Source organism: Planococcus sp. CP5-4_YE (genome assembly GCF_019042655.1).
Classification (GTDB): domain Bacteria; phylum Bacillota; class Bacilli; order Bacillales_A; family Planococcaceae; genus Planococcus.
In genome coordinates this window covers 14,220-30,293 of sequence record NZ_JAHPZO010000001.1, presented here as the reverse complement: position 1 = coordinate 30,293, position 16,074 = coordinate 14,220, and the positions used below count along the sequence as shown (strand labels likewise).

The following is a 16,074-nucleotide window of genomic DNA, read 5'->3' as shown; positions in this document are numbered from 1 at the left end:
CGAATGATTTCACTTGTACTGACTTTGAGGCGTTTGCTGTCCGCCATTTACCGCATCGGGAAAGAGCCTTTGTTCAGGACCTTGTTGCTGACTTTGGCATTCATCGTGCTGTCGGGGACATTATTCTATTATCAAATAGAAGGATGGACTTTTTTTGATGCCTTTTATTTCGCTTTCGTCAGTCTGATTCCGAGTGGAGTCGATACGGGTCTCGTGCCCAGCGGCAACTTGAGCCGAAGCTTTACGATGATTTATCTGGCAGTCGGCGTCGGCGTGATGGTTATGGTGTTGATGAGGCTCGCATATGCGGTAGTGAAGCTCGAACGGCCTGAGCAATTGGACGTGAAGGCAAGCCAAGCAAAGTCTACACCGAAACAAAAAACTAAATCGAAATAAGAAAGAACCCCAAACGGGCTGCTGTTGAAAGCGGCTGCCGTCCGGGGTTCTTTTTGTACTCTTATTGTTCTTTTGTCGTTGTTTTTTTCCAGCTGTCGTCCATAACCATTTTGCCTGGCCATGTGTAAGCGGTGAGGCCGCCGTCCACCACAATATCCTGGCCTGTCAGATAAGAACTGTCGCTTGAGACGAGGAACAATACCGTCGTAGCGATTTCCTTCGGTAGGCCAAGGCGACCTAAAGGAGCGAGCCATCTATTGCTTTCTCTGAATTCACGTCCCGCTTCTTCCTCTTTCGAACCAGCGAGTTCATCGATCAGCGGTGTTTCGATTGTGCCAGGGGATACGGAATTTGCGCGAATCCCGGATCTTCCGTATTCGATGGCGATGGATTTCGTGAAATTGATGATGCCGCCTTTCGCTGCGTTATAACCGGAGCGATCCAAATCAGCAAAGCTGCCGGACATGGAAGCGTTGTTGACGATCGCGCCGCCATTGTCCATCATAAGCGGAATGAAATACTTGCTCATCAAGAAAGTGCCGCGCAAGTCAGTAGCCGTGATGTCATCGAACAAATCAACAGGGTACTCATGCACTTTGCCGCCTTCTTGGTCGATGCCGGCGTTATTGAACAAAGCGTAAACTGTTCCGTATTGTTCTTTTACTTGATTGGCGAAAGAAGTGACGTCCTCTTCCTTGGCAATATTCACTTGGAAGCTTTTCGCTGTGCCGCCGCTTTCATTGATTTTGTCGACCGTTTCCTGCAACGCTTCTTCTTTAATATCAGCGAGCAAGACGATGGCGCCTTCTTGTGCAAATACTTCTGCTGTCGCTTTCCCGATGCCAGTTGCTGCACCTGTAATAACGGTTACTTTATCTTGTAGTTTACCCATGTGCTATTCCTCCTCTATATAGTATGTTCTTGAAAATCTAACTATCAAACCGTCCATAGCTGGTGGCGGAGTCTTCTTTTAATTGACAATACTTTATTTAAAATACCACCTTAAATATGCATTAAACCGGCTTTTCCAATGTAACCGCTTAACAGTTTAAAACTTTTTATAAAAAAATGTGATCTAAATCCAAACCCGCCCCGTTGAGCTTATAAGAAAACAAAAAAGAGGAGTGGTTAGATGAAAATGAAAAAGCTTTTATTACCAGTAGTAGGGGCATCCCTGTTAGTTCCGGGAATCGGTTCAACCGTATTGGCAGCTGAAGAAGCGCCGCCGACAGAAACAACAGGCGTGGAACTTCGCGCAACGTTGGATTCGCTATTGTCCGAGCATTATGCGCTCGCAGTGGATTCCATGATGAAAATTTACGATGGCGACGAAGCAGCAGAAGAAGCCATGGCGGCACTTGATGAAAACGCAGCCGATATGGAACCGGTCATTGCTTCCGTTTACGGGGAAGATGGCGGAGCGGCTTTCGTTGAGATCTTCGATAAGCACAATATGGGGACAGATGACTACGCAGCGGCCGTGAAAGCGGATGACGCAGCGATGCAACAAGAAGCATTGGACCAAATCCAATCATTCGTCGATGAAATGGGCGAATTCCTCGGCACGGCAACGGAAGGCAACCTTCCGGAAGATGGTGCGACAGCCGCACTTCGTGAACATGAAGATTATGTACAAGGCACGTTTGACCTCTATGTAGAAGGCGATTACGAAGCTGCTTATACGATGTACATGGAAGGCTTCACACAAATCTTCGGTGCAGGCAGCGCCATCAGTGGAGCGATTTCAGCTCAGTTCCCGGATCAGTTTTCTGACCCGAACACACCAGCTGGCGACTTCCGTTCAACAGTGAACCGCATTGCAGCAGAACATTTCGCCCTTGCGCAATTGAGCATGGCAAAAGGCTATAACGGTTCAGCTGACTTCGATTTCGTTAACTGGGCTCAAGACCAAAACACAGAAGAGTTCCGTTCGGCGCTAGCTTCAGTCTATGGTGAAGAAGCGAGCAACCAGTTTGTAGAACTATGGAATAACGAACACATCGCTGTCCAAGGTGACTTGGCAAATGCGACAGCTTCAGAAGATGAGCAAGCGAAAGAGCAAGCTGTTTCGACGTTGACTAGCACATTCGCAACAGACCTTGGCACATTCTTGAACACAGCAACAGAAGACCGTATGCCATTGGATGAAACGATTGCCGGTGTGGAAGCACACGAACAATCGGTTGTAGATACATTCCAGCAATACGTGAACGGCGACTATGCCGCTTCATATGACTCCTACCGTGCAGGCTATGCGATCATGTTCGATATCGGGAAAGGATTGAGCGGCGCCATCGTCGACCAATTCCCAGAGAACTTTGAGAACACAGCAGCTCCTGACAAGATGCCTTCAACTGGATTCGGCGGCATGTCCGGCCAATCCAATACGATGATCTTGTGGGTAGCACTTAGCGCATTGATCTTCATGGCAGCTGGAACACTAACGTATCGTCAAACTAAAAAGCAGTAATAAATGATTGAAAAAGGAAGGGCACTGGCCCTTCCTTTTTTTATGATTGGTTCTTCATTCAATTCTAATGTATAAGCTGTGAACCCCTATAAATAGTGCTTATCAGCCAGGCTAAAGAACTTTGGAAATAATAACAGCAGAAAAGTACAGGGCAATGGTATAATTTGATAGAAAGAAAGCTGTTTTTCTCGATTCTCCAGTTTGTCGGGCATGAAACTTCTTCTTTAAATGAAAAGAGCCGCTGTTCCTTATTGAAGACTTCGAAAAAATTGCGGATCGCGCTGTGAACGAGTTTGACTTTCCACTCGTTTGCGCTTATGAAAAAAAGAAGATGCCTCTTCATTTAAGGGAAAGTTTGATGAAAACCCATCCTCATATCTTGTCAGAAGATGAATTGATTGCTTCGCCGCAGTCCCAATCAGTTCCGAACCAGGCTTAATCCGATTTTTTCATGTATCCCGAAACTTCATGCAGCATCAGATCGGTTTATTATGTCGGTGTCAGAAAGCCTGCACATTGCAATCGAAGAACCGCTTATAGTATCTTTAGGAAAAGTGCGCCAATTTTTCCTTGGACACTCCCCATAGAGGAGGGATCATATGCAGTACCAGACAATCAGTCCTTCCAGAAAATTTCAGAATTTCAATGATGCAGCCAATCAGATCTTAAATATGCTGAGCAGGCAAATGGACATCAATACGCTTTTCATTGCTGAAAACGACGGAAAGACCAATACCATCAAAAAAGCGTTCAATAGAAAGGAACAATTGGTAGTCGAAGACAGCCAGTCGCCGCTTGACCAGACTTTCTGCAGCTTAGCGATCAATTATGGAAAAGAACCGCTATTGATCGAAGATATATCAAAGGATGAAAATGCCGGCACCTTGCCCATCGCCTCCCAATTCGGCAACGGAGCATTTATCGGCATCCCGATCTATTATGAAAACGGCGAAGTCTACGGCACCATTTGCGGCTTGGACAAACACCCGGTTTCTTTCACGGAGGAACAGCAAGAGATGTTTGAGATGATGTCTTCTTTGCTGAGCTATATCCTGGAGCTCGACAAAGCCCAAAAAGAAATTCAGACCTTATCATCGCCGCTCGTGCCTTTGTCGGATGAGATTTCGATCCTGCCGATCATCGGCCACATTACGCTCGAACGCGCTTATCAATTGATTGATGACGTAGTGATGAAAGCAAGCGAAGGCATCGATTTTCTCATTTTGGATTTTTCAGGAATTACACAAATCGATCCGCGTATCGAAGAGCCTTTGTTGGATTTGATTAAAGCACTGAAAATCATGGGAATTTGTCCGATTATTACGGGCATTTTGCCGACGATGGCGATGCAAGTACCGCATTTCGCCCATTCCTTGAAAGGGGAAAAGATGGAAGCGACTTTGAAGATTGCTATCGAGCAGCTTGGTTTTGAATTAACAAAGAAAAATGAATTCGCTGACTCCCGTCGGAAATAAATTCATAGAAATCCTGGCCCTGGCTGGAGGTGCTTCTAAGCATCCTTAGCTGGGGCTGTTTTGTTGCTTTATCAGAGTGTAAGCAGAAGGAAGCTATACATAGTAACCGTAAATCGAAAGCCGGTTCAATGTGTTGACCGCTGTCATAAAGGGTAAAGTGTTAGCACAAGAAAATGGTGTCAAAGTTAAAAGTAAAAGGAGGGTTTTCGAGCGGTTCAATCCAAACACAGCTTTTGGAATGTCTTTATCGCCAGATGTTTCACAAATGCTGCTAAGTGGCTCTTCAAATACAAACTGCGTAATCAAGCCATAGAGTAAGGAGGGATTAAGATTTCATTCGAGTGGTTCAGTGCTATCAGTAACCTTTTTATAATTGTAAATATTGTGTTGGCATTTTTCATTTTATTTTTCGAGCGGAAAACGGCTTCTTCAGCATGGGCATGGATCTTAATCCTGTTCTTTATCCCAATTCTGGGCTTTGTGCTGTATTTACTGTTCGGAAAACCGTTGAGGCGCAACCGGCTGAATCGGCCGGTTGCTTATGAGAACCGTGACTTCACGGATCTGCAGGATCGCCAGCTCGCGGAAATGAAGTCAAGAAGCTTCCAGCCGCCAGTTGCACTCAAAGGGAAATGGATGGACATTGTTCAAATGAATGCTGCGCGGACCGACGCGCCTTTGTCGACAGCTTCGGATATTCAAATCTTTAATGATGGCAAGCGGAAATTCGATGCCTTGTTTGACGATATCCGTGCTGCCTCGAAGCATATCCATCTCCAGTATTTTATCCTCAACAATGATGATCTCGGAAACAGCCTCCTGTCGCTGCTGACTGAAAAAGCACAGCAAGGCGTCAAGGTGTTGTTCCTCTATGATGATTTGGGATCAAGCAGCCTGCCGAAGCATTTCTTCGATGCGTTCCATCAAGCAGGGGGCAAGTCGGCTGCGTTTTTGCCGGCCATGCTGACGAGCATCAATCCTCGGCTTAATCACCGAAACCACCGGAAATTGGTTGTGATCGACGGGCAGGTCGGCTATACCGGGGGATTTAATGTCGGCGATGAATACATCGGCCAGAAAAAAGAATTCGGCTATTGGCGCGATACGCATCTGCGTATTGAAGGCCAGGCGGTGCATTCCTTGCAGAACCGCTTTTTCATTGATTGGAACCAGGCAGCTGAAAAATACCCGATGAAGTATGCAGAAACCTATTTTCCCAAAATGGACCACTCGCCTGGCATTCCGATGCAAATGGTGGCAAGCGGGCCTTTGGAAACGCATGAAGACATCAAGAATGGCTACTTGAAGCTGATCCATCATGCACGAGAATCGATTTACTTGCAGACACCCTATTTCATTCCTGATAAATCCATCATGGATGCACTAAGGACTGCGGCGCTTGGCGGGGTTGATGTGCAGCTAATGATCCCGCATTTGGCAGATCACCTTTTCGTCCATTCGGCGACATTATCTTTTGCCCGCGAGCTGCTCGAAGACGGCGTCAAAGTTTTTAGCTATCAGAACGGCTTCCTGCATGCCAAAATGCTGGTAATCGATGGACAGGCTTATTCGGTGGGGTCGGCTAATATGGACGTCCGCAGCTTTGCCTTGAATTTCGAATTGAATGCTTTTGTCTACGATGCCGATTCTGCACTGGAATTGGCGGATATCTTCCGACAGGACCGCAAGCTCTCTGTCGAATTAATAGAAGCAGACTTCAAGAAACAGCACTGGATGGATAAAGCCAAACAGGATATTGCGAAACTGGTATCACCGATCCTTTAAAGTCCGTGATCATTTTCCCGGAAAGACACAAAAGCTTGAGGCTTTCATTGCCTCAAGCTTTTTTAATTGTATTGGTGTCATTTATAGAAGAAGAACAGCGTAAAAAAAAGATTCTATAAACACGAGAAATCGTATACTATGACAAGAGAAGTAATTTTACATTGAAGGATAAATTTTGAAATTTTTTTCCTGTATAAAAACAACGAAGAGCTGGGGGCGCGGCATCATGTATAAATCATCGGAAAAAGGCATCAGGCATAAATATCTTCGAATAACATTATCTTCTTTACTTATTTGTTCCTTTTTGATTGCCGGCATTTATTTTTATATGAACAAGCTGCAAGAGGATAAACTGGAAGAATACGATCAGCTTGCCCAGAAGCAGGAAACCTTGCAAGGGCTTTCCGAAGCCTTAAATCAGCTTTTTTTCCGCACTAGAGGATATTATGCTTTTCAAAATCAGGAAGAGCTAAGGTTGGCATATGTAGAGCTGGAGATTTTGAAGAGTGCAATTGAAAGATTGGAAAGTTTGTCGATTAATAATGAAGAACAAAAAGAAATTGCGGATTTGTCTACATTTATCGCGACATTTGAAGGCCAAGTATTTCCAGATGCGATTGAAGCGGTGGAAAATGACGATTATCAAGCGTTGAGGAATCTTTCTAATGCAGGCACCAATGCTGCTGTGAATGAATTTGTCGCTTTCGCCGATGAATACAAAACCACATCCGAAGCAGAATTGGAGCAATTGAACGAAGACATGATCAGGCAGTCGGAGAATTTTTCGTTCGCGTTGATTTCGTTGTTTATCCTGCTATTTATTATTACAGCCCTGATTATTTATAGAGCGATGAACGATATCGTAAAGCCTTTGGAAGGAATGCGTGAATCCATCGAAGGATTCGGAAAAGGCAAGCAGATTTCTTACAAGCCGTTGGAACGAGCGGATGAAATTGGCTTATTGTCCATGACCTTCCATAGAATGATGAACACCATCCGCAAAAACCAGGAAGACCTGACTTCCCAAAACCAAGCCTTGCTTTTAAACAAAGACCAACTGCAGGAAAAGCAGGCAGAACTGCAAGTGGCCTTGGAGGAAACCGGACAAACGAAGGATCGGTTAATCCGCTTCAACGACTTGAACCATATCCTGTCATTCACTTTGGATAAACAGAAATTGATCAATGCTACACTCAAGTACTTCACCGACACTTACGACATCGATACAGGTGTTTTATGGCTGCCGGGCTCTGGTGAATATGCGTTAAAAGGGTTCACGAAGGATATGTTTGAGCAATTCCAAGAACAGCAAATTCCTTATTTAACAGCCCGCCTGCAAGAAGATGCATCCTTTACAGTCACAAGGGAAGCGCTGGAGCAAAAAGGCTTTGTGGATGGTCCTGTCTATGTCCATGATTTGTACGCTTCTGTGAAAAATGAACAAAACGAAGGCATTGCGCTAATCGGCTTGTCGCGTGTCGGAAGAGCTTTTTCAGAAGAAGAAGAAGCCGATATTGATGGATTGCTGAAACGCATCCATTTGGCAATCGACCGGATCCAATTGTATGATGCGGCGATCCATGAACGAACATTGAATGAACGCATCGTCAATAATATCAATGAAGGCATTCAGTTCATTGCGAAAAATGGCAGCATGGTGCAGCGCAATGAAACGATGTGCACGATGCTGAGTTGCGGGAATGCGCCGCTGGATGCGGTCATTCCACAAGAGGTATGGGTCCACAAGATGGCCGAACAAACGACCACTTCAGAGGCGATGATTGACTTCCTCAACATGTGCATCCGCAATAAAGAGAGTGAAGCAAAGACCTTCCAATATACCGTCAAAGCTCCTTATGAACGAGTGATCGATGTCTATAGCACCCCGGTCATCGTCGATGGGGAGCGCACAGGGACAATCTTTGTGCACCGCGATATCACGAGAGAGCATGAAGTCGACAAGATGAAATCCGAATTGGTCAGTACCGTCAGCCATGAGTTGCGGACGCCGCTTTCGAGCGTACTTGGCTTTACAGAGCTGCTGCTCAATAAGGAATTGAAACCGGACAAGCAAGTGCGTTATTTGAAGACGATTTATAAAGAAGCGATGCGCCTGACCAATTTGATCAACGATTTCTTGGATTTGCAGCGCATGGAATCAGGAGACCAGGTGTACCGGATGGATAAGCTGTCGATGAATGAGCTGGTCATCGAAGCGGCAGAGAAATTCAGAACGCAATCGACCCATTCCATTGTCTTAATCGATGATGCTTCAGACGTTAAAGTGGAAGGCGATCGTGAGCGCCTGACGCAAGTATTGATGAATTTGATCGGCAATGCCATCAAGTTTTCTCCTGAAGGCGGCAATGTGACGATCTGCATGAAAAACAATTTCAATAACCTTCGTGTCTCTATCCAAGACGAAGGAATCGGGATTCCAACTGAAGATATTCCTAAGCTGTTCTCTAAATTCCAGCGCATCGACAATAGTTCGCGACGGAAAATTGGCGGAACCGGACTGGGCCTTGCGATTTGCCAGGAAATCATCGCCAAGCACGACGGCAAGATTTGGATTGAGTCAGAGGAAGGAAAAGGCACGACCATCCACTTTGAGTTGTCGCTCATATCTGGAATCCAGGAATATACTGCACAGGAAGGCGTAGAAGAGAATCCGCCTGTGATGATTGTGGAAGACGATATGAGCCTTGCCCTGCTATTGTCAGAAGAGCTGAAACTCAATGGCTTTAAAGTGATCTACCACACTTCGCCAGGGGAAGCCTTCAAAGAAGCGAAACGCACGCCTTTGGTCGGCGCTGTCGTAGACATCATGCTCGGTGAGGAATTGAGCGGCTGGGATTTGGTCGATATGATGAAGGTGGACCCGGTTACACAGAACATTCCGATCGTTATTTCTTCCGCACTAGATCCATCGGCTGATGCCAGTAAAATCAGCAAGATCAACCATTACCTGACCAAACCGTATGCGCCGGTGAATTTGTCGAAAGTGATGAAGAACCTCCAAAACGGCCAAGAGCAAAATGGTGTCATCTTCTACGCCACATACGGATTAGACGACGAGCCGGAGAGTTGATAAATAGTAAACGAAATGAAAAAAACGACCAGTTCCCAAGATAGGGGGTGGTCGTTTTTTGTAGTGTTAACTATTTTTAAATTTTACGTAGACATAGGGTGCGAAAGCTCTTCTCATCTCAATGAAGCAGTGGGCTATCCAAGCTTCGGAGAACACAGCTTATCAGGACACCAAAATATCTTCCACAAGCGCCAACAATTCCATCGGGCTGAACGGCTTAGACATAAAATAATCCGCCCCATTCAAGATGGCTTTCTCACGGTCTGCGTCCTGTGCTTTCGCGGTCAGCATTAGCACTTTCGTGTCGTTCTGGTCTTTTCTGACTTCTTCAAGCACTTCCATGCCGGTCAGGTAAGGCATCATATAATCCAGCACGACCAAATCGTAGTCATTGGCCCGGATTTTTTCCAGGGCTTCTTTGCCGTCTTCGGCTTCTTCGATCAGGAAATCGTCTTCTAATGTATCCGCGATCAGAATGCGCAAAATGTCTTCATCATCTGCGACCAATATTTTTTTCATAAATATCCTCCTTGCAATTAAGTCGAAATTCCTTTGCGTTTCATATCGCCCCAATGTGCTTTCTTTTGGAAAGTGGCGAAAATTCCTTTGACTCGCCACAACACCATAAGCGGGCGGTACCAAAAGGCCTCAGTCAGCGCCCAGAAATACAGGCGCATCAAATGGGAGACTTTCGGGTATTTGTGCAGCGTCAATTCTTCCAACAATACGGCGAGTGCTGAAATGAGCGACCCGTAGAACACCGTCACCAAGAACATAACACCGGCGACTTGCGGATCGACCAATGAGAAGAAAAAGCCGCCGAAAATGATGAAATAGCCAATGAATTCGAATACGGCGCCGAGCAGTTCGACAAATAAGAAATAAGGCATGGAAAACAAACCGATCGAGCCGTATTTCGGATTGAGCATCATTTTTCTGTGATTCCATAAAGTTTCAAGCAGCCCACGCTGCCAGCGGATCCGCTGGGACCTGAGCACTTCTAGTGATTCAGGGGCTTCCGTCCAGCAGACGGGATCGGGGATGTATTCGATGCGTTGTTTGGATTTTTCTTCCCGCAGCAAACGGTGCAGCCGGACGACCAATTCCATATCTTCGCCGACCGTGTTCTTATTGTATCCGCCCGCTTGGATCACGCGTTCCTTATTGAAGACGCCGAACGCTCCAGAAACAATCAGTAAAATATTCAAATGGCTCAAAGCAAGCCGGCCGATCAAGAAGGCACGGAAATACTCGACGATCTGCATGATGACGATCGGGCTTTTCGGCAGGCCAATCAATTCCACTTTGCTCCTTGAAATGGTCGAGCCATTGGCGATCCGGACAGATCCACCGGTGACGATGATTTGGCCGTCTGATTCGATAATAGGTTTCATGCATTTTAATAGGCCGTCGTTTTCCAAGATGGAATCTCCATCAATCGCACAGAAGTACGGAAAAGAAGAGAGGTTGACTCCGGCATTCAATGCGTCCGCCTTGCCGCCGTTTGCTTTTTTGATAAGGCGGATATAAGGAAAGATCGAAGATTGGTAAATGGCTTCGATTTCTGCAGTTTCGATGTGCATGCGGACAGCGAAAGGGATTTTTTTCATTTTGAATTCTTCGATCATGCGCATTGATGTGCTGTCTTTCGATCCGTCATCAATAACGATAATTTCTTTTTCAGGATATTCCAGTGCCAATAGCGAGCGCACTGTGCTGACAACGCCAACTTCTTCGTTGTAGGCCGGCACCAGTATCGACACCGGGTACGTGGATTGGTTTCTTAAGAAATCCTCTGTGGACTCGCGTTTATCGAGCTTGTTTTCTTTTTTTACTTTCCCATAGGCAAGCGCAAAGAGCCCGAGATAGCTCAGGCTTGAAAAAAGCATATAGGCGATGACGATATAGGATAAAATCAGCGCTGTTTCCTGCATTATTGTTCACTTCCTAAAAGGGAGGTTTTCCATTGATTCGCCATGTCGCGCGCATAGCGGTCGGGGTGGCTTTCTGCGAGATGGGTCAGCACGATATCCCCTTCAGAAAACTGTGTTAAGGCTTCGGCTGAAGAGTAGCGGACCCACCACACCGGATCACCTAGCAGTTCACTGAGCGTTTCTTTATAACGCGACAATTGCAGCTTGCCAGCAATCTGGGCGGCGAACATGCGCTCCGGCCAAGCGGTTGACTGGAAAAACGGTGCAAGGGCGCTTGGAGAATTCATGTACTGCAGATGAAGTATCGCTTTCAATGCCTGGATGCGCATTTCCATATCTGGGTGTTGCAATTCTTCTTCAACGCGTGGAAGAAACAGTGTCATGCCGGCCAGGCCAATATAGGAAACGGCAGAATGTTTCAGCATCTGGTTGTTAACTTCATCCTTTAAAGCGGCATCCAATTCATCTAGTTTCGTCAGTTCGTCCAGCCGTTTGAAAACATCGATATACAAGCGGGCCGGGGCGTCGGGGTATTTTGCAAGCGCGTCAATGGCCACCGTCTCGTTTAAAGAAGCGAGCGTGCGGATCAATTGCTGCGTTTCTTGGTCGAGACGGGAACTTTTCGCTAATTTTTCCTTTAGCTGTGGAATCAGCGACGCCATCCGGAAATCTTCAATGAAATATAAAGTATTCATTCGCATTGCCCAGTTTCCACGCTTCAGCAATTTCATATAGCGCTTGGAAAGGAACTCTTCCGACAGGCGTGAGACAGCAGGCGAATCAGCACCCGCCTTGGTGACGGATACGTAATGATTCAATAAGCGTTCAAGCACGACCAATTGATAAGGGGAGGCTTTCAGTTCCGTGATGAACCGTTCGTCTGAGGGGTCCATCATATGAGAGCTGAATGAATCAGTTAAGGCATTGTATTGGCCGTTGATGGCTGTTTCTCGTTTATTCGATTGCTGCTTGCGCCAAGCCAAAATCAATAAGAGAAGCAATTGGCCAAGGAACAGGGAGACGATGAGGATCCAGAAATGCGACAAGTTCACTGGAACATCCTCTTCGTGAGCCGCTGGACGCGGGCCACGACTTCCTGTGCATAAAACGGTTTGACGATGTAATCATCGGCTCCGCTCTTTAAGGCCAATACGATATCGGATTCGTTGTTGCGGGAAGTGAGCATGGATACGACGATATTATCATGAGGATATTGCGAGCGCACGTGGCTCAGCACTTCCAGCCCGTCCATCTTTGGCATGACGCCGTCCAGCAAAATCATGTAATTTTCATCCGGACGGTACCAATCGGAATCGACGAGTGCAAGACCGTCTGAATGTTCTTCGATCTGGATATCGAAATCCTCCGATTTCCAGTTAGAAAACTGTTTGGATACCAATTTACGCACGAGTGAGTCATCGTCCACGATGAGGACGTTCAGTTTGCGTTTCAATTCATATTGCTCCGATTCGTACACATTTGTCTGGTCGCGCCCATTTCGTTTGGCTTGATAGAGCGCTTGGTCTGCCTTGTTCACCAAACTTTGTTGTTTCATCCGGTACTCGCTGATTCCAGCGGAGAATGTTACGGAAAAAGGTTGGTGGCCATCGATCTCGAAAACAGTTTCGGCAAGTGCTGTACGCAGGCGTTCAATTAACAGGATAGCTTCTTTTGCTTTTGTTTCAGGGAGAATCAGAGCGAATTCCTCTCCACCGTAGCGAAAAAACTGATCCGCATTGCGCTTCAGTTTCAGCACGAGTTGACTGAACATGCGCAGTACTTTATCGCCGGCAGGATGGCCATAATTGTCATTGATTTTCTTAAAGTAATCCAAATCGAGCAGCACGAGAGTAAAAGTTTTACCGGTTCTTTCTGCTAAATTAATCATTTGCTGCAACACTTCCTCAAACCCTTTGCGATTGCCCGCTCCAGTCAGATCGTCGAACCGCGTGCCTTGCAGAATGATTTCCTGGTTTCGCAGGCGATTTTTCATATAAGGAATCAGGTAGGGGATTGTTAAGGGTTTGGAGAGAAAGTCTGTAGCCCCGATTTCCATCGCACGGATGTGGTTGGCAACATCATCATCTTCACTCATGAGAGCCACAGTGAGGTATCGGTTTCTGCCGGCTTCAACTATTCTTTCGCCTAGTGCAAAGCCGTCTATGTCCGGGAGCTTTGTTTCCAGCAGGACCATTTGCGGGTGCAAGGTATAGAACAACTCCGTGCCCTTTTGCGCATCAAGGGCAATCACGACAGTAATACCTTTGAGTTCTAATTTCTCCTTGAGGTGTGCAGCTGCTTCTGCATCCGCATCGATAATTAGCACGAGTGCTTCGTCAACGTTAGTCCTGTAATTTTTAGCAGCTTCAGGCATCGATTCTTTTTCCGGTTCAAGCTCTTCATCTGTGAAATATCTTCTGAATGAGGACATGAAGCCTTCCAGTGAATTCACTGGAAGCAAGACAGTGCTGTTTTCTGAAAACGAATCTAACTGGCTTGTACAGAAATCGGATAGTCCCATTAATCCGATTGTTCCTGCAGTGCCTTTCATTGTGTGCAAAAACCGATAGACTTCACGTTCTTGAATTTCGCCCTGAGCAGCCCATTTTGAAAAGTCTCGTTCCATTCGATTGGCAAGTAAAGCTTTATAATCTGTTTGGGCCAAGTTCTTTCACCATCCTTCAAAGAATGTCCCAAATTTGATGCGGGACGATATGCGTATTTTTAATCTTGAAAAGTGTCTTCTGTTATGTGTAATTTGAATAGTTAATTAGATAATATTTTCCACTTATAGAATAACATCAATCAGCTTCCACGTAAGTGCTTTATCCTTTGAAACGTGACTTTGCAGTGAAATTTCCGCGTTTCTCTGAAAAATGGAGTGCCAAGACTAAAAAAAATAAAAAGACACTTCCAAAGATCAGGAGAAGTGTCCGTTCTTTTCAAGGCTTGAGAGTCATCCAGCTGCCAACATGATGAATGGCGTTTCCTTCGTAGGCAGAGTGTCCGGAATAATGAGCGGCCACTTCAGCAAGCTGAACATTCATAAACGCTTCGCCTTCTTCGGCAAAGGTGATGATGCTGCCTTCATCAGTAACGCCTGTTTCCACTCCCACTACTACATTTTTTCCATATTTTTCGGCCATGGCGATTTCGTTTTTGACAATCTCAATGATCATCGGGGCTGAATCCCGGTAAGCCATCAAGGTCACTCCATCAGTGTTCGCAATGACCCATTCAGCCAACAATCCGCTGCCGAAGGTGTTTTTGTAAGGAATCTCGTCGAACCAAAAAGGCATGTCGGCTTCAAGCGGCAAGTTCAGTTGAGACGAACTCACGACGGCCCTTTGCAGAAGCGATTGATAGGACTTCACTGTAGCAGCGCGATTCGAATTCCAGCCGCTATATAGATAAGGCTCCACGTCCAAATGGATACCATCAAAACTTGCCTGCTCCGACGATCCGCTTTGGTAATTGCCTAGCCAGTTCATCAACATGTTCTGGTTCGTATAGCCTTTTGGCGCAACCCAAGCCGGTGCTCCGTCTAATGCAAATACGGCTATGCCGTGTGCATGCGCTTGCGTGATAAAGCTACGGTACGTATTTTTGGGAATGTCGCGGTCGATCTGGACATAGACTTTATTGACGTTTTTATTTTCGAGAAAAGCGAGCACTGCTCCTTCATCTTCCGCGAACATCCATGGATTCCATAGCCAAGTGGCACGGGTATCAGGCGCATCGCCACTTGCCTGTGCGTTTTCTGCATGGCTGAACGCCAGCATAAGAGACATTGCGAACATCAAAATCGCCGCTTTCTTCAACATATTCTGTTCCTCCATTCTGTTAGCCAAGGCCCACAGAATGGATGCCTGGCAACCTGACGACCGTGCGCTGCAAAAGTAGCGGGTAGGCTCATGGCTTTGCGTCCTTCCTTTTCAGGTAAGTTTGCCTTTTTCAGTTTTTTCCTTATTATAATTCCAGTATGTTGCATTAAAATAGTAACTATATACCTATTAAAGCTTCTACGTGACGTTTATTGAGAAGTTTGAAACAAAAACAAAGCCGCTATCAGGAAAATGGCTATGAGGGGGATCGTAATCATCAAAATGCCTTTTCGTGTTTGCTGCGGGTCGTTTCCGTATTGCTCGTGAAAATGTCGAGCCCAGTAGCTGACTAGAAGGGGGGATAATAATAAACCCTAAAAAACCTGCGTGAAATGAAAAGCTGTGTTATATCATATCCTTTCTGGAGTTGGTGAGTTTAAATAGAAGATTGCATTAAAAAGAAAGCGGTTAAACCGAACAATGCAGCAATAGACATAAAAAGGATGCCCGCAGCAATGCGCCTTTTACTGGCATCGTCGGCATATTTTTCTTGAAGATAGGCGGCCCATTTCCAAACCATAATATGGGTCATCACAATAAAACCAAGAATGAGCAAGCTGATAAGAGGTTGTGTCATAACAATTCCTTTCCATCATAAAAAATTCTTTACAGACAAAAATCAGATTATCTTTCTGAAAAATCGGGTAACTAAAGATATATTATTTTTTCTAGTTCTATTTTATTAGATAAATCCTGTTTTGCATAAGTTGATACGAATAATTGGATTCGTTTTTGTTCAATTTTTTTACATTCAGTTGTATTTTAGCCGAATCTGCAAAAAAATCTTTTTCTATAAATATATGTCCCCTCAACGACCACCCTTCGCTTCACTTCAATTCCTATAGACCATAGCTTAGTGCATCAAAATAAATACATAATTCTCTAGCCAAACTTTCTATAGCCATCATAGCCCAAAATAAAAAATACGGCCCTATAGTACATGGACGTATTTTTGCATGTATAAACCGTACGTGAAATTTTAGCGCTGTCCCCAGTCAATAAGCAGCCCCCCCAACATGGCCACCCGTTTTCCTAAAAA

12 protein-coding genes and 1 riboswitch are annotated in these 16,074 nt (G+C 45.5%); of the genes, 5 read left to right on the top strand and 7 right to left on the bottom strand.

All coding sequences use genetic code 11. The features are described 5' to 3' along the window. Positions 1-3 precede the first annotated feature (3 nt). Positions 4-396: a potassium channel family protein gene (locus KTG14_RS00140; RefSeq protein ID WP_216968265.1), complete on the top strand. Its 393-nt coding sequence runs from the start codon at positions 4-6 to the stop codon at positions 394-396. A gap of 61 nt (positions 397-457) precedes the next feature. On the opposite strand, the gene KTG14_RS00135 is transcribed toward KTG14_RS00140, so the two are convergent. Further along, complete coding sequence (locus KTG14_RS00135; protein ID WP_216968263.1) at positions 458-1,288, bottom strand: SDR family oxidoreductase; 831 nt, start codon at positions 1,286-1,288, stop codon at positions 458-460. 240 nt (positions 1,289-1,528) lie between these two features. Here KTG14_RS00135 and KTG14_RS00130 point away from each other — a divergent pair, with 240 nt between their 5' ends. The 4 genes from KTG14_RS00130 (at position 1,529) to KTG14_RS00115 (ending at position 9,217) form a co-directional block, all read left to right on the top strand. Next, positions 1,529-2,866 (top strand): hypothetical protein, encoded by a 1,338-nt coding sequence (locus KTG14_RS00130; RefSeq protein WP_216968261.1) that lies wholly within the window; start codon positions 1,529-1,531, stop codon positions 2,864-2,866. 599 nt (positions 2,867-3,465) lie between these two features. Further along, positions 3,466-4,341, top strand: a complete 876-nt coding sequence (locus tag KTG14_RS00125) for a GAF domain-containing protein (RefSeq protein WP_216968260.1) — start codon at positions 3,466-3,468, stop codon at positions 4,339-4,341. A 324-nt stretch (positions 4,342-4,665) separates the two neighbouring features. Then, positions 4,666-6,126: a cardiolipin synthase gene (cls, locus tag KTG14_RS00120; protein WP_308461994.1), complete on the top strand. Its 1,461-nt coding sequence runs from the start codon at positions 4,666-4,668 to the stop codon at positions 6,124-6,126. 475 nt (positions 6,127-6,601) lie between these two features. Then, positions 6,602-9,217 carry an ATP-binding protein gene (locus tag KTG14_RS00115; RefSeq protein WP_254177901.1) on the top strand — a complete coding sequence of 872 codons (2,616 nt, stop codon included), beginning with the start codon at positions 6,602-6,604 and terminating at the stop codon, positions 9,215-9,217. 162 nt (positions 9,218-9,379) lie between these two features. Here KTG14_RS00115 and KTG14_RS00110 read toward each other — a convergent pair whose 3' ends face one another. The 6 genes from KTG14_RS00110 to KTG14_RS00085 all read right to left on the bottom strand — a co-directional run bounded on the left by KTG14_RS00110 (position 9,380) and on the right by KTG14_RS00085 (position 15,612). Beyond that, complete coding sequence (locus tag KTG14_RS00110) at positions 9,380-9,736, bottom strand: response regulator transcription factor (RefSeq protein WP_112229757.1); 357 nt, start codon at positions 9,734-9,736, stop codon at positions 9,380-9,382. Between the two features lie 17 nt (positions 9,737-9,753). Beyond that, positions 9,754-11,151 (bottom strand): glycosyltransferase family 2 protein, encoded by a 1,398-nt coding sequence (locus KTG14_RS00105; RefSeq protein WP_216968256.1) that lies wholly within the window; start codon positions 11,149-11,151, stop codon positions 9,754-9,756. Then, entirely contained in the window at positions 11,151-12,203 is a 1,053-nt protein-coding gene (locus tag KTG14_RS00100; protein ID WP_216968254.1) for a HEAT repeat domain-containing protein, read from the bottom strand. The genes KTG14_RS00105 and KTG14_RS00100 overlap by 1 nt, the downstream gene beginning before the upstream one ends. Next, entirely contained in the window at positions 12,200-13,816 is a 1,617-nt protein-coding gene (locus KTG14_RS00095; RefSeq protein WP_216968252.1) for a GGDEF domain-containing response regulator, read from the bottom strand. Before KTG14_RS00095 ends, KTG14_RS00100 begins: the two co-directional genes overlap by 4 nt. A 277-nt stretch (positions 13,817-14,093) precedes the next feature. Continuing rightward, a complete protein-coding gene (locus KTG14_RS00090; protein WP_254177900.1) occupies positions 14,094-14,975 on the bottom strand; it encodes an amidase in 882 nt (293 codons plus the stop codon). Positions 14,976-15,019: 44 nt separating this feature from the next. Then, positions 15,020-15,111: riboswitch (cyclic di-GMP riboswitch) on the bottom strand. Between the two features lie 300 nt (positions 15,112-15,411). Beyond that, complete coding sequence (locus KTG14_RS00085) at positions 15,412-15,612, bottom strand: hypothetical protein (RefSeq protein WP_216968250.1); 201 nt, start codon at positions 15,610-15,612, stop codon at positions 15,412-15,414. Between the last annotated feature and the right edge of the window lie 462 nt (positions 15,613-16,074).

Coding starts and splice junctions, on each gene's coding strand:
- KTG14_RS00140 (WP_216968265.1), top strand. CDS start 4: ATGATTTCACTTGTACTGACTTTGAGGCGTTTGCTGTCCGCCATTTAC.
- KTG14_RS00135 (WP_216968263.1), bottom strand. CDS start 1,288: ATGGGTAAACTACAAGATAAAGTAACCGTTATTACAGGTGCAGCAACT.
- KTG14_RS00130 (WP_216968261.1), top strand. CDS start 1,529: ATGAAAATGAAAAAGCTTTTATTACCAGTAGTAGGGGCATCCCTGTTA.
- KTG14_RS00125 (WP_216968260.1), top strand. CDS start 3,466: ATGCAGTACCAGACAATCAGTCCTTCCAGAAAATTTCAGAATTTCAAT.
- KTG14_RS00110 (WP_112229757.1), bottom strand. CDS start 9,736: ATGAAAAAAATATTGGTCGCAGATGATGAAGACATTTTGCGCATTCTG.
- KTG14_RS00105 (WP_216968256.1), bottom strand. CDS start 11,151: ATGCAGGAAACAGCGCTGATTTTATCCTATATCGTCATCGCCTATATG.
- KTG14_RS00090 (WP_254177900.1), bottom strand. CDS start 14,975: ATGTTGAAGAAAGCGGCGATTTTGATGTTCGCAATGTCTCTTATGCTG.
- KTG14_RS00085 (WP_216968250.1), bottom strand. CDS start 15,612: ATGACACAACCTCTTATCAGCTTGCTCATTCTTGGTTTTATTGTGATG.